The 17,233-nt window shown below is 56.3% G+C and carries 14 protein-coding genes and 1 pseudogene; 12 read left to right on the forward strand and 3 right to left on the reverse strand.

Translation table 11 applies throughout. The features are described 5' to 3' along the window. Positions 1-17: 17 nt before the first annotated feature. Both G438_RS0103305 and G438_RS12720 read right to left on the reverse strand, forming a co-directional pair. Positions 18-1,376: an anaerobic C4-dicarboxylate transporter gene (locus tag G438_RS0103305; RefSeq protein ID WP_034284913.1), complete on the reverse strand. Its 1,359-nt coding sequence runs from the start codon at positions 1,374-1,376 to the stop codon at positions 18-20. 176 nt (positions 1,377-1,552) lie between these two features. Further along, positions 1,553-2,544: pseudogene (locus tag G438_RS12720) on the reverse strand (aldo/keto reductase). A 131-nt stretch (positions 2,545-2,675) separates the two neighbouring features. Here G438_RS12720 and ispG point away from each other — a divergent pair. The 12 genes from ispG to G438_RS10520 all read left to right on the forward strand — a co-directional run bounded on the left by ispG (position 2,676) and on the right by G438_RS10520 (position 14,386). Further along, a complete protein-coding gene (ispG, locus tag G438_RS0103315) occupies positions 2,676-3,812 on the forward strand; it encodes a flavodoxin-dependent (E)-4-hydroxy-3-methylbut-2-enyl-diphosphate synthase (protein WP_051259248.1) in 1,137 nt (378 codons plus the stop codon). A gap of 16 nt (positions 3,813-3,828) precedes the next feature. Continuing rightward, complete coding sequence (locus tag G438_RS0103320; protein ID WP_026460152.1) at positions 3,829-4,320, forward strand: hypothetical protein; 492 nt, start codon at positions 3,829-3,831, stop codon at positions 4,318-4,320. Between the two features lie 52 nt (positions 4,321-4,372). Then, positions 4,373-6,181, forward strand: coding sequence for a proline--tRNA ligase (locus G438_RS0103325; protein WP_026460153.1), 1,809 nt, complete (start codon positions 4,373-4,375; stop codon positions 6,179-6,181). Between the two features lie 6 nt (positions 6,182-6,187). Next, on the forward strand, positions 6,188-6,679 hold the full coding sequence (gene def, locus G438_RS0103330; RefSeq protein WP_026460154.1) for a peptide deformylase: 492 nt from the start codon (positions 6,188-6,190) through the stop codon (positions 6,677-6,679). Between the two features lie 148 nt (positions 6,680-6,827). Next, the gene (locus G438_RS0103335) at positions 6,828-7,328 is read left to right on the forward strand and encodes a DUF3145 domain-containing protein (RefSeq protein WP_026460155.1); all 501 of its coding nucleotides are present in this window, start codon (positions 6,828-6,830) and stop codon (positions 7,326-7,328) included. Continuing rightward, the gene (locus G438_RS0103340; protein WP_240470968.1) at positions 7,325-7,675 is read left to right on the forward strand and encodes an acyl carrier protein; all 351 of its coding nucleotides are present in this window, start codon (positions 7,325-7,327) and stop codon (positions 7,673-7,675) included. Before G438_RS0103335 ends, G438_RS0103340 begins: the two co-directional genes overlap by 4 nt. Positions 7,676-7,730: 55 nt before the next feature. After that, complete coding sequence (locus G438_RS11860) at positions 7,731-8,339, forward strand: PepSY domain-containing protein (protein ID WP_026460157.1); 609 nt, start codon at positions 7,731-7,733, stop codon at positions 8,337-8,339. Between the two features lie 306 nt (positions 8,340-8,645). Next, the gene (locus G438_RS10515) at positions 8,646-9,356 is read left to right on the forward strand and encodes a succinate dehydrogenase cytochrome b subunit (RefSeq protein ID WP_034284918.1); all 711 of its coding nucleotides are present in this window, start codon (positions 8,646-8,648) and stop codon (positions 9,354-9,356) included. Continuing rightward, on the forward strand, positions 9,356-11,302 hold the full coding sequence (locus G438_RS0103355) for a fumarate reductase/succinate dehydrogenase flavoprotein subunit (protein ID WP_026460158.1): 1,947 nt from the start codon (positions 9,356-9,358) through the stop codon (positions 11,300-11,302). Before G438_RS10515 ends, G438_RS0103355 begins: the two co-directional genes overlap by 1 nt. Beyond that, a complete protein-coding gene (locus tag G438_RS0103360) occupies positions 11,299-12,045 on the forward strand; it encodes a succinate dehydrogenase/fumarate reductase iron-sulfur subunit (protein ID WP_026460159.1) in 747 nt (248 codons plus the stop codon). Before G438_RS0103355 ends, G438_RS0103360 begins: the two co-directional genes overlap by 4 nt. Before the next feature lie 153 nt (positions 12,046-12,198). Further along, a complete protein-coding gene (gene aspA / locus G438_RS0103365; protein WP_026460160.1) occupies positions 12,199-13,614 on the forward strand; it encodes an aspartate ammonia-lyase in 1,416 nt (471 codons plus the stop codon). A gap of 100 nt (positions 13,615-13,714) precedes the next feature. Next, positions 13,715-14,386 (forward strand): thymidine kinase, encoded by a 672-nt coding sequence (locus G438_RS10520; protein WP_084403012.1) that lies wholly within the window; start codon positions 13,715-13,717, stop codon positions 14,384-14,386. Between the two features lie 74 nt (positions 14,387-14,460). On the opposite strand, the gene aceE is transcribed toward G438_RS10520, so the two are convergent. Beyond that, positions 14,461-17,184 (reverse strand): pyruvate dehydrogenase (acetyl-transferring), homodimeric type, encoded by a 2,724-nt coding sequence (gene aceE / locus G438_RS0103375; protein ID WP_026460161.1) that lies wholly within the window; start codon positions 17,182-17,184, stop codon positions 14,461-14,463. Positions 17,185-17,233: the final 49 nt, after the last annotated feature.

The raw sequence follows: 17,233 nt of genomic DNA on the forward strand, positions 1-17,233 counted from the left end.
TGTTTCCGTAAGGTGCCTTACAGCAGCAGCTGAGCCAAACCACTTCCGACGAGGCATCCGACACCGACACAGATAAGACCTGGCACGATGAAGGAATGGTTGATGATGAATTTTCCAATCCGTGTTGTCCCTGTGCGGTCAAAGCCGATGGCTGCAAGGTCCGATGGGTAGGTTGGCAATATGAAATACCCGTATGCTGCTGAGGCAAAGCCGATCATTGCCACGGGATCTACGCCAATGGCAAGACCGATGGGGGCCATCGCAGCAATGGCTGCCCCCTGCGAGTTGACGAGTTTCGACACGAGGAACAGTGCAATGGCGTAGGTCCATGGGTACTGTTCGACCATGCCTGATAGTGACGTTTCAAGGGCGTCAATATGGGCGCCGAAAAAGGTTTCACTCATCCACGCCACACCGAAGACAGATATTAGGGCCACCATGCCTGCGGAAAAGACGTTGACGGTAGGCACTTCTTTTGCGGGGACTTTGCAGACAATGAGGATGAGAGCGCCCGCTACCAGCATGAGCATCTGAATGATGAGATTCATTGAGAGGCGAGAGGCTTCGCCATTGTCACTGACGAATTCGGGGCGGAGTACTTCAAAGGCGCCAAGGAGGACAACGATGCCGATGGCACCAAAAAAGATCCACGTCGAAATATACGCCGTCTTAGGAAAGACTTTGTCGAGCAGCGTTGCGTCTGAGCCACCTGCGTAAATAAAGTCGCGGGTGGTAGGGTCTTTGAGTTTTTCTTGGAATTCCGGGTCTTTGTCAAGATCTTTCCCACGTTTCATACTCCAGAAGGCGGCTGCGATAACGCCGCATAGTGTGGCAGGTATGGTCACCTGAAGGATCTGTGGAATGGAGTACGCCACGCCACCACTTTCCTCAGCGTGGGTGGCAAGAAGGGATGCCAGCGTCACAGTGGCGACGGATACAGGTGAGGCGGTGATGCCGACCTGGGAGGCGACCGATGCGGCAGCCATCGGACGTTCAGGGCGAATATTCTTTGACAGCGCGATGTCTTCAATAATGGGAAACATGGTGTAGACGACGTGGCCAGTGCCGCACAGCATCGTGAGTGTCCATGTTGTCAGCGGTGCCAGCAGCGTGATGCGTGACGGGTGACGGCGCAAGAGCCGTTCAGCAAAACGCATGAGGACATCGAGGCCTCCCGCTGCTTGAAGCACCGACGCACTGGAGATTACTGCCAGAATTGTCAGCATCACCGAAATTGGCGGGTCGCCAGGTGGAAGATGGAAGATGAAGACAAGGATGACCAGGCCAAATCCAGAGATGAGACCAAGTCCGAGTCCGCCGTAGCGGGTTCCCAGCAGTAAACACAGTAGGACCACGAGAAGTTGAAGCCACAGCATCACGGACCCCCAACCGTTTATGTGTGTTCTATCACAAGCGTAGGGGTTTTTGCTGCTATGTTAAAGCCCTTACATGACAACGTATGCGTGTCTGCGATGCATGCATAGGAACTGCCACCGTCCCTGCGCGTGTAACAATAACGAAAATTCGCCTGTGATAGGCGCCTAGGATGTGCCTACCAACGATGGTGCACGTGCGGACGAATTGCCTCGTTATACAGCTCTTCGAGGGCATCCAACAGTTCTGCATCCAGGGCCGGTAAAGCCGCTGCTGCCGCATTGGCCTGCACCTGTGCGGCATTGCGTGCACCGGGTATCACCGTTGTTATCCCGGGTGTTTGTGTAATCCACGCCAAGGCCACTTGTGTAGGTGTTGCGCCCTGTGGGACGTACTGGGCGCACAGCTGGGTGAAGCGCGCTGCTGCTGTGACACCTACATCAAAAGGAATACCTGAGAAGGTTTCGCCGATGTCAAATGCGCTGCCATCCCTGTTATAGGTGCGGTGGTCGCTCGCTGGGAATACGGTGTGAGCGGTGTATTTTCCAGAGAGGAGGCCTGAGGCTAAGGGACACGGGCGATAATGCCGACACCCTTTTGGGCGGCCACTGGTAGCACTTCTTCTAGAGGTTTGCGGCGGAAAACATTCACAATAATCTGAATGGTCGAGGCTCCCTGTTCCATTGCGATAAGTGCCTGCTCGCAGGTTTCGACGGAGGCGCCGTAGGCATGAATTTTTTCAGCTTCGACCATACGTTTAAGCGCGTCCCAAGTTCGTGTATCGGTCAGTACCTCGGTGGGAGGGCAGTGAAGCTGAATAAGGTCAATCGTGTCGACGCCCAGCAATTGCCGGGAGCGCGTATTCCACGCTTCGAATGCGTCGGGCGTGTAGTTGCTGGCTACTTGCACTGCGCGACGCCCCATTTTGGTGGCGATAAACGGGCGGCCCTTGGTGCGGGTAGATAGCCATGTGCCAATGATGCCTTCAGAACGGCCATCGCCGTAGACGTCGGCTGTGTCAAAGAAATTGACGCCACTGCCAAGCGCAGTGTCGAGCAGTGCTGTGGCGTCGTGTGTACTGACATCACCCCAGTCAGTGCCGAGCTGCCATGTGCCCAGTCCAATTATCGAGACTTTAGCTCCGGTGGATCCGAGTGTGCGCATTTCCATTATCTTCTCCTTCGGGACACCATTTTTAATAGTATCAAAAGAAAATGGTGGTGGAGATGTCACACCGTCACTATTAAGACGCCTGCACGTATCTACGGAATAATGGACAGGTGACTGAAATAGCCCTTGGTATGCCGTCGGTAAAAGCTTCGCCTTTCCCGCGTAGGAAGACCCGTCAAATAATGGTGGGCGATATTGCCGTCGGTGGAAGTGCACCGGTCTCGGTTCAATCGATGACGACAACGAAAACACACGATATTGGTGCCACGCTTCAACAAATTGCGGAACTGACCGCTGCAGGCTGCGACATCGTGCGCGTCGCCTGCCCAACGGATAAAGACGCCGAGGCGCTGCCAATTATTGCCAAACAGTCCCGCATTCCTGTGATTGCTGACATCCACTTCAACCCAAAGTATGTCTTCGCAGCCATTGAAGCCGGATGCGGTGCGGTGCGTGTTAATCCAGGAAATATCCGAAAATTCGACGACCAGGTCGCAGAAATCTGCAAAGCAGCCCGTGACCACGGTACCTCACTGCGTATCGGTGTGAATGCGGGCTCACTTCACCCGAGCCTACTCAAAAAGTACGGGCGCGCCACACCGGAAGCCTTGGTTGAATCCGCCGTATGGGAAGCCTCCCTCTTTGAAGAAAACGACTTCCACGACTTCAAAATCTCGGTGAAACACCACGATGTGCTCACAATGATCGAGGCCTACCGACTCTTGTCGGAAAAAGGCGATTGGCCGCTTCACCTGGGGGTAACCGAGGCTGGCCCTGCCTTTCAAGGCACAATCAAATCCGTCTCCGCATTTTCGGTACTCCTTGCCCAAGGCATTGGCGACACAATTCGGGTCTCCCTGTCAGCGCCGCCGGTTGAAGAAGTCAAAGTCGGCACCAAAATGTTGGAATTTATGGGACTGCGTGAACGCACGCTGGAAATCGTCTCCTGCCCCTCATGTGGGCGCGCACAAGTCGATGTGTGGACCCTGGCTGAGGACGTCACAGAAGGGCTAAAAGATCTCAAAGTACCGCTACGTGTAGCGGTGATGGGATGTGTCGTTAACGGTCCAGGTGAAGCCAGAGAAGCCGACCTTGGGGTGGCATCAGGCAACGGAAAAGGTCAGATTTTCATCAAGGGTGAAGTCGTGGAAACAGTGCCTGAAGACCAGATCGTCGAAACATTAATACGTCATGCCAATATCCTGGCAGAAACAATGGAAACAGACGGTCAAGAAGGTCCTGTCGAAGTAATACCAGTTGTCCGATAAATCGAAAGTAGTTCCTATGCGTCGCCTTACCTTTGCTGTCCTCGGTGTCGCGGCCGTCGCCTGCGCGATCCGTGCAACAGGCTTTCCGTCACGCATCGGCCTGACCCGCTCTCAGGCGGCCCTGTCGCTGCCAGGTGATCTGCTTGCGCCTGGCGCCGATGTCGTCGTTGACCGTGCCATCGTGGTCCATGCTCACCCTCAGGCCGTATGGCAGGTGATTGAAACCGCATTCCACGCCCACGGCGATGATGTGATTGCCTCCGAAGAAGAGGACTGCCTGATCCTGCGCGTTCCATTGCCAGGTCTTGACCATGACGATGACCGCAGCGGTGTGTGCACCCTCGCTCTGCTTCCAGAAGCCAATGGCACCACCCGCATACACCTGCGCGAACGACATACATCAACGCCAGATGTTCCTGCCTGGCGACTTCGCACCCTACTGGCAGCGGAGTCCGCCTCGGCAATGCTGATGCTACGAGACATCAAGGCCGCTGCCCAAGCAATGTGAACTACGCGGCTGAGTTTTTCGCTCAGCCGCCTTGTGAACTACCCTTGAGGCTATGCTTAGGACCCTTTCCTCGTACTTCCTGCGCACACTGCGTGAAGACCCGGCTGACGCCGAAGTTGCCTCCCATAAGCTCCTCGTGCGTGCAGGCTATATTCGCCGCACCGCTCCGGGTGTCTACACCTGGCTGCCTCTGGGGCTTCGAGTTTTGCGTAAAGTCGAGGATATTGTCCGCGAAGAAATGGACCGCATGGGTGGACATGAAGTGCATTTCCCTGCCCTACTGCCTGCCGAGCCTTACAAGGCCACACACAGGTGGGATGACTACGGTCCAACCCTCTTTACCTTGAAAGACCGTAAAGACGGCGACTACCTTCTGGCTCCCACACACGAGGAAATGTTCACTCTTTTGGTGAAAGATATGTACTCCTCGTACAAGGATTTGCCGCTGACGCTGTATCAGATTCAAACGAAGTACCGTGACGAGGCACGCCCGCGCGCGGGCCTTATCCGAGGCCGCGAATTCGTCATGAAGGACGCGTACAGTTTCGACGTTGACGATGCTGGTCTTGACGCTTCCTACCAAGCTGAGCGTGACGCCTATGAGCGGATCTTCCACCGCCTCGGCCTCGAATACGTGATTGTCTCGGCGATGTCTGGCGCGATGGGTGGCTCACGTTCAGAAGAATTCCTCCACCCCAGTGATATCGGTGAAGATACCTACGTATGTTCGGCAGGCGGATATGCAGCCAATGCGGAGGCGGTGACCACGCCCGTGCCCGATGCGCTGCCTATGGACGGTATTCCTGAGGCGCAGGTGCTGCCCACTCCGGATAGTCCGACGATTGAATCTCTGGTCAACCTGGCCAATGAGTTGCATCCGCGTGCCGACCGACCCTGGCATGCAGGCGATACGTTGAAGAATGTCGTGGTGACACTGACCCACCCTGGCGGCGACAAGGAACTGCTAGTGATTGGTGTTCCCGGTGACCGTGGGGTCGACATGAAGCGTGTCGAGGCTGCTGTTGCTCCAGCTGAAGTTGATATGGCAAGCGCTGAAGATTTAGCAACGCACCCTGAACTGGTGGCCGGTTATATCGGCCCGCAGGCTATCGGCCCGAATTCGCCATTGCGTACGGTAGACGAGGACGGTGCTATCGGCGGTTCCGTGCGCTACCTCCTTGATCCACGCATCGTAGACGGGACCACGTGGATAACCGGGGCCAATAAGATCGACCACCACGTTTTCTACCTCACCAAGGGCCGTGACTTCGACGGCGACGGTACCATCGAGGCGGCTGAGGTATGTGAAGGAGATCCTGCGCCGGACGGCTCAGGCCCACTGCACCTGGCTCGCGGCATCGAGATTGGGCATATTTTCCAACTTGGCCGAAAGTACGCGCAGGCCCTTGGACTGACGGTGCTGGACGAGAACGGCAAGGCCCGCACGGTGACGATGGGTTCCTACGGTATTGGCGTGTCACGTGTGATGGCTGCGCTAGCAGAGGCAAATCACGACGACCAAGGCTTGGCCTGGCCTGCCAATATCGCTCCTTTTGATGTGCATGTGCTGGCCACTGGCAAAGGCGATGAAGTCTTTGACGCTGCCGCGAGTATTGCCGCCACCCTGGATGAACTGGGCTTTGATGTGCTGTATGACGACCGTCGTAAGGTGAGCGCCGGCGTGAAATTCGCCGATGCTGAATTGGTTGGCATACCTGTGGCCTTGGTTGTTGGTCGCGGCTTAGCTGACGGTAAGGTCGAGATCCGCCTGCGTGCTTCTGGCGACAAGGTGGAGGTGCCTGTGGCGGAGGCAGTTGACACTGTGCGCCGCCTGCATGCTTCATTGTTGGTAGGGGAGTGAACTGCGTTGGCTATCCGTGATATTCGCATTATTGGTGACCCTGTACTGCGTACACCGTGTGACCCCATCACCACCATTGACGCCCGTGTTAAGGCGCTTGTCGAAGACCTACTTGATGGGGTTGCATTGGATGGCCGTGCCGGTCTTGCGGCGAATCAGATTGGTGTTGGACTGAGGGCCTTTTCGTGGAATATCGACGGCAACATCGGCTACGTGCTCAATCCGAAGATCGTCGCGTTATCCGAGGACGAATTCCAAGACGGCGACGAAGGCTGCCTATCGGTCCCTGAACTGTGGTACCCCACCCGGCGAGCGTGGTATGCCCGCGTGGAAGGTATCAACCTTGACGGTAAACCGGTCGTGGTTGAAGGCGAAGAGCTGATGGCACGGTGCCTCCAGCATGAGTGCGACCATCTCGACGGAATGATCTATATTGACCGCCTTGACCGTGCAACTCGCAAACAAGCCCTGCGCGATATCCGCAATAAGGCGTTCTAACATTAGGCGGGCTGGTGTGCTGGCATTTTTGGCTTGTTATGAGGCATAATGAGAGCACGCCGTGTGCAGTGACACTGCATCGAATTGTGAATACCGCTCCAGATAGAGGACGTAGGGGAAGACGATCCTCAACTGACTGGAGGTCACAATGAGAGGGACATACACCCGCGGTGTACTTTTTGTGCACTCAACACCTGCGGCTCTATGCCCACATATTGAGTGGGCTGCGGGCACTGCCCTCAATCAGGAACTTCATCTTCAGTGGAGTGCCCAAGATGCTGCGCCGGGGATGCTTCGTTCTGAATATGCATGGGTGGGACCTGTTGGCTCTGGTGCGCGCCTCGCCTCGGCCTTGCGCGGCTGGGAGCATTTGCGCTACGAAGTGACCGAAGAATCGACGGCCACAACAGATGGTGGGCGCTGGTCACATACGCCATCTTTAGGGATTTTTCACTCGCAGATCGACACCATTGGCAACGTGGTGATTCCCGAGGACCGTATTCGTGCTGCGCTGGCCAGTGCCACATCCTATGAGGAATTGCGCGACGGCCTTGATTTAGCGCTTGGCCAAGCATGGGACGATGAGCTTGAGCCTTTCCGTTACGCCGGTGCGGGTGTGGCTGTGCGCTGGTTGAACCAGGTGGGGTGACCGCGACAATGGGAACTATTGCAGACCTTTTGGGGTATCGGATTGACGATCCTGACGACAATGCGGCCACAATTATTGACGAGGCCGCATCCGCTATCGCTGACGACGCGCAGTCGAGTGTTGCCGAGCGTGCCCGAGAAGCTGCTATTGAGGCTGTGCTGAATGAAACCGGATTGGACCCCAGTGCAGCGCGAGCTGAGCTGCGCCTCGTCGAAGACCTTGACCTAGACCAACTGGCCTTATATGCCATCGTTTCTGCTGTGGAGCATGAGACGAAAAAGACGCTGAAAGATACCGATATTGCGTCATGGGTCACATTGGGTGATCTGCTGGAAGGTGTTTCTTAGAGCCTTCTAATTTTTATCAAAGTCTTATCCAATACTGGATGCGTAGGCTGAAGGTATGAACACGAAGAATATTTTCATCGCTGCCACTGCCGTTACTGCATTCTCCCTGGCTGCCTGCTCGGGCACAGCCTCAAATACCACCACAACCGATACTGCCAGCGCCAACACCTCGTCAAGTACGACGAGCGCAACTGATAGCTCCACCGCTGGTGGCACAACTACCTCCACCACTACCACCACGACGACCACGGGCGGCAGCATTGAAAGTGCCCAAAAGGCGATTGAAGCCGCCCTTGCCGCCAACCCGGGCTACACCGTATACGAACTTGACTGGGACGATAACCAGCAGTGGGATGTCTCCCTCGTTGGTGCGGATAAATCCGATATTGACGTCTACGTCGACGCCAACGGCACCATCGTAGCCACTGATCGTGACGACGATGCTGATGATGACGCCGATGATCGTCTGATCGATGATGACGAGGCGGCGCTTCTTGCCGAGGCCAGCATTACCCTAGCCGACGCCCTGATTGCATCCGGTGCTGACTTTGTTGATGACGTGGATCTGACGCGCTCTAACAGCTCGGTCCTGTGGAAGATTGACGAGGTTGATGACGTGACAGTTGTCCTTGTTGACGCAAAAACAGGCGATATTGTGAGCTGAATTTCTGCAATGTCATTGTTTCGCCCTATTTGAAAGTGTGCCGAACGCTCAACTGTCCACTCAAAATGGCAGATTTTCAGGAGATTGCTCCTTGAAAATCTGCCATTTTGGTGTTTGTGTCGACTCTCGCCGCCGTAGTGTGAGCTAGTTCAGGCTGGCGGTGTTGGACCTGCCAAATGTTGGGGCGGTTCGCGTAGTTGGTGGAGGAGGTCATGGGTTTGGGAGGTGTGAGCGCATGTAGTCACGATCACCAACACGTCGCATTTGTGCTCTAGGTCACGTAGACTGATGTGAAGGGGGTGCGACATGGAGGTCCACGGTCAGCAGGAAGTACAGAAACAGAAAAAACGGCTACCCTCTTGGGTGGCAAAAAGCCTCATGGGTGCCACCGGCCTCATCATGTCTGCCTTCGTTCTTATTCACATGATCGGCAACCTCAAGCTGCTCATGGACCCGGCCGACCTTGATTACTATGCCCAGTGGTTGCGGGAGCTTCTTGTGCCACTGCTGCCATATGAAGGTTTTTTGTGGCTCTTCCGCATCGTGATGACCGTGGCCCTGGCCACCCATGTGCTGTGCGCATGGAGCCTGTGGCGTCAAGGACGTGCCACCAAGACACCAGGCACAAGGAAACGCGCCTTTCAAGGCCGTGTTGCCAGCATGATGTTACCCACCGGGCTCATCCTCCTTCTGTTCCTCGCCATCCACCTAGCGGATCTGACGCTGGGTGTTATCGTCGCCTCGGAAAGTTTCCAACACCCTAACCCCGCCTTCCACGTCGCCGCCAATGTCATCGCCTCTCTGTCTAGGCCACTGGTGGCCATCACTTACCTAGTTGCCCTAGCTGCCCTTGCTCTCCATATTGCTCACGGACTACCGCAAGCCTGGCAAGATCTTGGGGGCACATCCAGACGCAGCCGACGCCTCATCCATGTCGTCAGCGGGATCATCGCACTAACGATCCTCATCGGTAACGGCGTCGTCATCGTGTACGCACTGATTGTTGGAGGCAACTGATGCCCACACCACAGATACGCCAAGGACACGCCCTAGATGCACGCGAACCCCAATGCGCACCCGAAAACGCATGGGAACACTACATTGCAAATGCCAAACTGGTCAGCCCCGGAAACCGCAAACGCTTCACCATCGTCGTCGTCGGGACAGGACTGGCGGGCGCTGGGGCTGCAGCCGCACTGGCAGAATTAGGCTACACCGTTGATGTCATCACCTTCCACGACACCCCCAGACGTGCCCACTCGGTCGCCGCCCAAGGTGGTATCAACGCCGCCCGGGCGCGCCGCGTCGACGGAGACACATTGGAACGCTTCGTCCGCGATACCCTCAAAGGCGGCGACTTCCGAGCACGCGAATCTGAAGCATGGCGACTTGGTGCCGAATCGAGCCGCGTCATTGACCACATGAATGCCCTCGGCGTACCCTTCGCTCGCGAATACGCGGGTTCACTATCGACGCGCTCCTTCGGCGGCGTCCAAGTGTCACGCACCTACTATTCTCGCGGCCAAACCGGACAACAACTTCAAGTTGCCACATCCAGTGCCTTAATGCGGCAGGTTGGACAAGGTCGCATCCGACTGTGGGTCCGTCACGAAATGCTAGATCTGGTAACCAAAGACGGTTGTGCTGTCGGTGTCGTCACCCGTGACTTAAGGACTGGCACCATTCAATTTCATCCCGGGCACGCCGTTATCCTTGCCACTGGCGGCTACGGCAATATTTACTTCCACTCCACACTGGCGAAAAACTCTAATGCGACTGCAGCCTGGCGATGCCACCGGGCAGGTGCTTATATGGCTTCGCCTTCCCTCATCCAATTCCACCCAACCGCGCTACCGGTATCATCTCCCTGGCAGTCGAAAACGACCCTCATGTCCGAATCACTGCGCAATGACGGACGTATCTGGGTGCCACGTCAAACAGGTGATACGCGGCAAGCAGCCGACATTCCCGACAGCGAACGTGACTACTACCTTGAACGCCTCTACCCAGCCTTTGGAAACCTCACGCCGCGCGATATTGCCTCACGCGCTGCCTATGCTCAAATCCAAGCAGGCAACGGCGTTGGTCCACTGAAAAACTCTGTCTACCTGGATTTTCGCGATGCCATAGAACGCCTCGGAACGACCATCATCGCCGAACGCTACGGCAACCTTTTTGCGATGTACCATGATGCCACAGGGGAAGACCCCTATATACAGCCGATGCGTATCGCACCAGGGGCACATTTCACCATGGGTGGACTATGGGTCGACTACGATCTGATGACGTCAATACCAGGGTTGTTCGTCGCAGGAGAAGCCAACGCTGCCTACCACGGTGCCAACCGATTAGGCGCCAACTCTCTCCTTGCGGCCTGCGTTGACGGATCCTTCACCCTGCCACGCACCGTCCCCAATTACCTTGCCACACTCCTTGGACAACCACTGATCACCCAGGACCATCCGGCTGCCCTTGCTGCTATCACACGGGTGCGCCACCGCCTCGACAGGCTCCGCTCCATCAACGGAGACACACCCGCGAAAGTCTTCCACCGCGAATTAGGCCGCATCCTCTACCGCGACTGCGGCGTCGTGCGCAACAAAGAGGGGCTACTTCGTGGAATCAACGATATTGCTGACCTGAGACATGCGTTCTACGACACCCTTCGTGTCAGCGGTACCAACGACGAATACAACCCGGATCTTGTCGAGGCAGGCCGCGTTGCAGACTACCTTGAACTTGCGCAGCTGATGTGCGTCGACGCATTACACCGTGAAGAATCCTGCGGCGCTCACTTTAGAAGCGAATACCAAAGCGACGGTGAAGCCCAACGTGACGACGAACGGTGGCAATGCGTGTCAGCATGGGAAAGCCAAGCATGGGATCAGGATCCGATATTGACCCACCATCGCGAAGAACTCACCTACCGCAGTGTCACAGTAGCAACGAGGAGCTACCAATGAATATCATCCTCAAAATCTGGCGACAAAACGGCCCCAATGAGCGCGGTACATTCGTGGAGTACCCCATCGAATGCGAACCACATATGAGCATCCTCGAAGCACTGGATTCCCTCAACGAAATACTCACCAAGTCCGGAGGCGCACCTGTCGCTTTTGAATCGGACTGCCGCGAAGGAATATGCGGCGCCTGCGGCCTAACGGTAGATGGCAAACCCCACGGATGGCACGACAATCTACCTGCCTGCCACCAACGCCTCGGACAAGTCCCACAAGGGCACGTCATCACCATCGAACCGCTACGATCCGGTCTGTATCCGGTCATCAAAGACCTCGTCGTTGATCGCAGTGTCCTGGACCACGTTACGATGGCCAACGGATACGCCAGCGTCGACACTGGACTTGCCCCAGATGCCGACAGCACGCCCATCGGACATGACACCGCAGAGGCCGCACTGGATTTTGCCGCCTGTATCGGCTGCGGCGCATGTGTCGCTGCCTGCCCAAATGGGTCAGCGGCCCTATACGCGGGTGCACGCTTGGCACACCTCGCACGCCTCCCCATACCCGCAATGGAACGCCGTCGTCGCGCTCGCGCCACCGCCTCGGCGCTCGATGAATACTTCGGCGCCTGCTCAGGATACGGCGAATGTGTGCGCGTATGTCCAGCCGGAATTGACCTGGGTGCAACCAGCATGGTGGGGCGCGAACGCTGGTGGGCCTTCTTCCATCCCAGCCATGGCTAACGGTTACACCTGAGGTTGGCGCCGAATAAGGGAGAGGATCGGCACTCCTCGTGGTCCACGCGGCGCACGGTATCGCGTGCGAGCATTCACCAGGTGTACTGGGGGCGACGTACACTAGTTGTGACCGATGCTGCGACGAAGGAGCCTAGAGTTATGAATACGCGCGTTGAATACGACCTACTTGGCGAACGCGATGTCCCTGCCGATGCATACTGGGGGATTCACACACTCAGAGCTATCGAAAACTACCAAATCTCAGGACGCACCATCTCCGATGTGCCTGAGATGGTGCGCGCCATCGTCCAAGTAAAGAAAGCAGCAGCGTTGGCCAACCGTGAACTGCGCGTCCTTGACCCAGCGGTGGCCGACGCCATCGTTGAAGCCTGCGACGCCATTGTCAACGACGGGCGTTGCATGGATCAGTTCCCTGTCGATCAATTCCAAGGCGGTGCAGGCACCAGCGTCAATATGAACGCCAACGAAGTCATTGCCAATCTTGCCCTTGAATTGACCGGACACGAAAAAGGGCAGTACGGCATCATCAACCCTAATGACGACGTCAACCGTTCCCAATCCACCAACGACGCCTACCCCACTGCATTCCGCATCGCCTTGCATCGCGAAGTGGCACGCCTACGCACAGCTGTCGATGCGCTCGCGGATGCCTTCGCAGCAAAAGGACAAGAATTCGCTGACATCCTCACAATGGGACGCACACAGCTTCAAGATGCAGTGCCGATGACGCTTGGCCAAGAAATGATGGCATTTGCTGTGACCTTGCGCGAAGAGGACGATCGTCTGATTAACAACTCTGACCTGCTGTTGGAAGTAAACCTTGGTGCCACCGCCATTGGTACTGCGCTCAATACGCCGCCAGGATACCAAGAGGCCGCAGTGCGTCACCTGCGAATGATTACGGGCCTACCCATTAAAGGCGCTTCGAACCTCATTGAGGCCACATCCGACACGGGTGCCTACGTTTCGATGCATGCCACCATTAAACGCACTGCGGTGAAACTGTCGAAAATCTGCAATGATCTTCGACTTTTGGCATCGGGCCCTCGAGCGGGACTGAATGAAATTAATTTGCCCGAGATGGCGGCAGGTTCGTCCATAATGCCAGCCAAAGTTAATCCGGTCATCCCTGAAGTCGTCAATCAGGTGTGCTTTGAGGTGATGGGTAACGATCTGACAGTGACGATGGCTGCCGAAGCCGGGCAGCTTCAGCTCAATGTGATGGAACCGGTGATCGCCCAAGGACTATTTAGTTCCATCAGCCTGCTCACCAATGCGTGTGACACACTGCGTGAACGTTGCGTATTAGGCATCACCGCCAATAAGGACGTCTGCTTGGGGTATGTCACGGGGTCCATTGGGGTTGTCACATACTTTAACGACGTTATTGGGCACCATAAAGGCGATATCGTCGGGCGACGCGCAGCAGAAGAAAACCGCACTGTGCGCGACATTATTCTAGAAATGGGTTTGCTCAGCCCAGAAGAGGTCGATCAAATACTCTCGCCGGAAAACCTGGCAAATCCCTCCTTCCGTGGACGTTTGATTGGTTGATTACCAGCAGGAAGTGGTACGCCGTGTCCGCGCCGCAGCAGTTGCGCCTGAACACCTGCCTCGCCACGGTATGATTCGGGGCGAATGAAAGGATCCTGTGGTGGCCAAACTTTATTTTCGTTACGGAGCGATGAACTCTGGTAAATCCACGGCCCTGCTGCAGGCAGCCCACAACTACGAGGAACGTGGACAGCGTGTCCTGCTGCTCAAACCGTTTATCGATACCAAAGGTGGTGGCCAGATTGTCTCGCGTCTCGGAGTGAGCCGTGAGGTCGATCTGTTGGTTGACAGCGATGCTGACCTCATGGCGCTTATTTCCGAGGCGGTGGCAGGGCCAGGGGAGTCGGTCGCGTGCATCTTGATAGATGAGGCCCAGTTCCTTACCGAGGCACAAGTCGACGATCTGATGACGGTTGCCGTTGAGCTGAATATCCCGGTGATTGCTTATGGCATTCGGACAGATTTTCGAACTGTGTCATTCCCCGGTGCCCGACGTTTACTTGAGGTTGCGCACTCGCTGGAAGAACTGAAAACTATCTGCCGATGCGGCCGTAAAGCCATGTTCAACGGCCGTAAGGTCAACGATGCCTACGTTTTCGATGGCGAGCAGGTGGCCATCGATGGGGTAGCGGTCACCTACGAGTCGCTCTGTCCGTCGTGTTATCTCAACGCGGGGGGTCGTCTACCATTTCGTTCTGCCCGCCCGGCGCCAAGTGCTGAGGGGACACGTCTGCGAAACGAGGCGTTGCCCGAGTTTGCTGAGTCGGTGTAGAAAAGTGCGGCGTCCGCCCGTCATACACAAGGGGGGGCAGTTCACCACATGTGAACTGCCCCCCCCTTGCATTGTTAGTCTTCGTGGACCACTTCTGCAGCTGGAATGTTGTGCAGATCGTAGCGTTCGATTGCCTGCTGAAGGACCGAATGGTCCATGCGGCCTTCTTCTACCAACGCCTGCAATGTGCGCAGCACAATTGATTCAGCGTCAATATGGAAGTGGCGACGTGCAGCTCGGCGCGTATCGGACAAACCGAAGCCGTCGGCACCCAACACATGGTAGGTGCCGGGAACCCACTGGCGTACCAGGTCAGGCAACATACGATCGTAGTCGGTAGAGGCAATGAACGGGCCTTGTGCACCGCCTAGGCGTGTGGCAATAAAAGGTGTACGTTTCTCACCATTGGGGTGAAGGAAATTGTGTTCGTCAGCTTCCAACGCATCACGACGTAGTTCTGTCCACGACGTCACAGACCACACGGCAGCGTCCACACCCCATTGTTCGGCGAGGATGCGTTTAGCTTGCCGTACCCACGGTACCGACACGCCCGAGCCGAGCAACTGGACCTTGTGCCCGTAGCCGGAATGATCTTCCACCTTGTAGATACCCTTGAGCAGGCCCTCGCGGTCAAGATTCTCAGGTTCAGCAGGCTGCTGGTATGGCTCGTTATACACGGTGAGGTAGTACAAGACATTAGGATCGCGGCCATCACTTGGGCCGTACATGCGCTGTAGGCCATCAAAGACGATATGGCGAATCTCGTAGGAATACGCCGGGTCGTAAGCGACGAAACCGTGGTTGGTGGCAGCAATCAGATGCGAGTGTCCATCGAGGTGCTGGAGGCCCTCACCGGTCAATGTGGTCTTGCCAGCGGTCGCACCGATAACGAAACCGCGGGCCAACTGGTCGGCAGCAGCCCAGAACTGGTCGCCGGTGCGTTGGAAACCGAACATCGAGTAGAAAATGTAGAACGGTACCATCGGCAGGTTATGTGTCGTATATGCGGTGCCGACAGCTTGCAGCGCAGCTGCTGAACCAGCTTCGGTAATGCCCGTGTGAAGTACCTGTCCTTGCTCAGATTCCTTGTAGGACAGCATAAGGTCAGCGTCTACTGGCGTGTAGTTCTGCCCGTGGGTGTTGAAAATCTTCGCCGAGGGGAAGATTGCGTCAAGACCGAAGGTGCGTGCCTCGTCAGGAATAATCGGCACCATGTAGCGGCCGACGTTCTTGTCTTTAAGCAGGTCCTTCATCAGACGTACCAACGCCATGGTGGTCGCCACCTCCAACTGACCTGAACCCTTGGCCAGCGCTTCGAAAGGCTTTGCAGGGAGTTCAGGAAGCTGAGGATTATGGCTACGACGCTCTGGCACCCATCCGCCCAGTTTCTCACGCAACTCCTTCATGTAAAGTAGCGCAGGGTGATCTGCTGGGGGCATGTAGTACGGAGGCTTGTAGGGGTCAGCTTCAAGTTGTTCGTCAGTGATGGGAATCTGCAGACGATCACGCAGCATCTTGGCGTCGTCCAGCGTCATCTTTTTCATCTGGTGCGTGGAGTTACGGCCAGCAAAGTTCGACCCTAATGCGTAACCCTTAATGGTGTGCGCCAAAACCACGGTGGGCTGTCCCGTATGTTCCACAGCGGACTTGTATGCGGCGTAGACCTTCCGGTAGTCGTGCCCACCACGCTGAAGTGCCCAAATCTGGTCGTCGGTCCAGTTTTCCACCATCGCCTTGGTGCGAGGATCACGGCCAAAGAAGTGTTCGCGCACGTAGGCGCCGTCATTGGCTTTAAAGGTTTGGTAGTCACCATCAAGGGTGTCATTCATCAGGTGGACCAGTGCGTCGTCCTTATCTGCTGCGAGTAACTGATCCCAGCCGCGACCCCAGATCACCTTGATGACATTCCAGCCAGCGCCCTTAAAGAAGGCTTCAAGTTCCTGAATGATTTTGCCGTTGCCGCGAACCGGCCCGTCCAAGCGCTGAAGGTTGCAGTTAATGACGAAGGTCAGGTTATCTAAGCCTTGTTGGGCAGCCAGCTGAAGCAGTCCACGCGATTCTGGTTCATCCATTTCACCGTCACCGATGAACGCCCAGGTGCGCTGTTGGGAGGTGTCTTTAAGGCCGCGCAGGTGGAGGTATTTGTCGAACCATGCCTGGTAAATAGCTGCAGCTGGCCCAAGTCCTAACGACACCGTGGGGAACTCCCAGAAATCGGGGAGTTGACGGGGGTGCGGGTAGGAGGGCAGTCCTGAGGGGGTTGACACCTGCTGACGGAAACCGTCCATTTCTTCTTCAGTGAGGCGGCCTTCAAGGAAGGCGCGTGCATACGGTCCAGGGGAGGCGTGCCCTTGGAAGAAGACATGGTCGCCACCACCGGGGTGGTCTTTGCCGCGGAAGAAGTGATTGAGACCCACTTCGTACAGGGTCGACACTGACGCGTAGGACGAGATATGTCCACCAACTTTGACGCCTGGGCGTTGTGCGCGTGTTACCTGGACGGCGGCGTTCCATCGGATCCAACGACGATACTGGCGTTCCATCGCTTCGTCGCCGGGGAAGTACGGCTCATCTGCCACTGGGATCGTGTTGACGTATGGGGTGGTGTAGTTCTGCGGCAGTTGCACGCCTGCGCGGCGCGCCTGCTCCAGCATGTGGATGAGGATATAGCGGGCCCGAGGTCCACCTTTTTCGTCGATCAAACCGGCCAGTGACTCGACCCATTCGGCGGTTTCTGCGGGGTCATTGTCAGGGACTTGGCTGAGTAGGCCATTGACTACGGGATGCAACTCGCTCATCGGCTCTGAATATCCTTCGTCTCATCTGTGTTGGCGGCTGAGGTGTACG

The sequence above is a fragment of the Schaalia suimastitidis DSM 15538 genome (assembly GCF_000429105.1).
Taxonomy (GTDB): Bacteria; Actinomycetota; Actinomycetes; order Actinomycetales; family Actinomycetaceae; genus Pauljensenia; species Pauljensenia suimastitidis.

Excerpts from the sequence above, each read along its gene's own strand:
- ispG (WP_051259248.1), top strand. The coding sequence starts at position 2,676 with ATGCCGTCGGTAAAAGCTTCGCCTTTCCCGCGTAGGAAGACCCGTCAA.
- G438_RS0103335 (WP_026460155.1), top strand. The coding sequence starts at position 6,828 with ATGAGAGGGACATACACCCGCGGTGTACTTTTTGTGCACTCAACACCT.
- G438_RS0103360 (WP_026460159.1), top strand. The coding sequence starts at position 11,299 with ATGAATATCATCCTCAAAATCTGGCGACAAAACGGCCCCAATGAGCGC.
- G438_RS0103325 (WP_026460153.1), top strand. The coding sequence starts at position 4,373 with ATGCTTAGGACCCTTTCCTCGTACTTCCTGCGCACACTGCGTGAAGAC.
- G438_RS0103355 (WP_026460158.1), top strand. The coding sequence starts at position 9,356 with ATGCCCACACCACAGATACGCCAAGGACACGCCCTAGATGCACGCGAA.
- aceE (WP_026460161.1), bottom strand. The coding sequence starts at position 17,184 with ATGAGCGAGTTGCATCCCGTAGTCAATGGCCTACTCAGCCAAGTCCCT.
- G438_RS0103320 (WP_026460152.1), top strand. The coding sequence starts at position 3,829 with ATGCGTCGCCTTACCTTTGCTGTCCTCGGTGTCGCGGCCGTCGCCTGC.
- G438_RS10515 (WP_034284918.1), top strand. The coding sequence starts at position 8,646 with ATGGAGGTCCACGGTCAGCAGGAAGTACAGAAACAGAAAAAACGGCTA.
- aspA (WP_026460160.1), top strand. The coding sequence starts at position 12,199 with ATGAATACGCGCGTTGAATACGACCTACTTGGCGAACGCGATGTCCCT.
- G438_RS0103305 (WP_034284913.1), bottom strand. The coding sequence starts at position 1,376 with ATGCTGTGGCTTCAACTTCTCGTGGTCCTACTGTGTTTACTGCTGGGA.
- G438_RS11860 (WP_026460157.1), top strand. The coding sequence starts at position 7,731 with ATGAACACGAAGAATATTTTCATCGCTGCCACTGCCGTTACTGCATTC.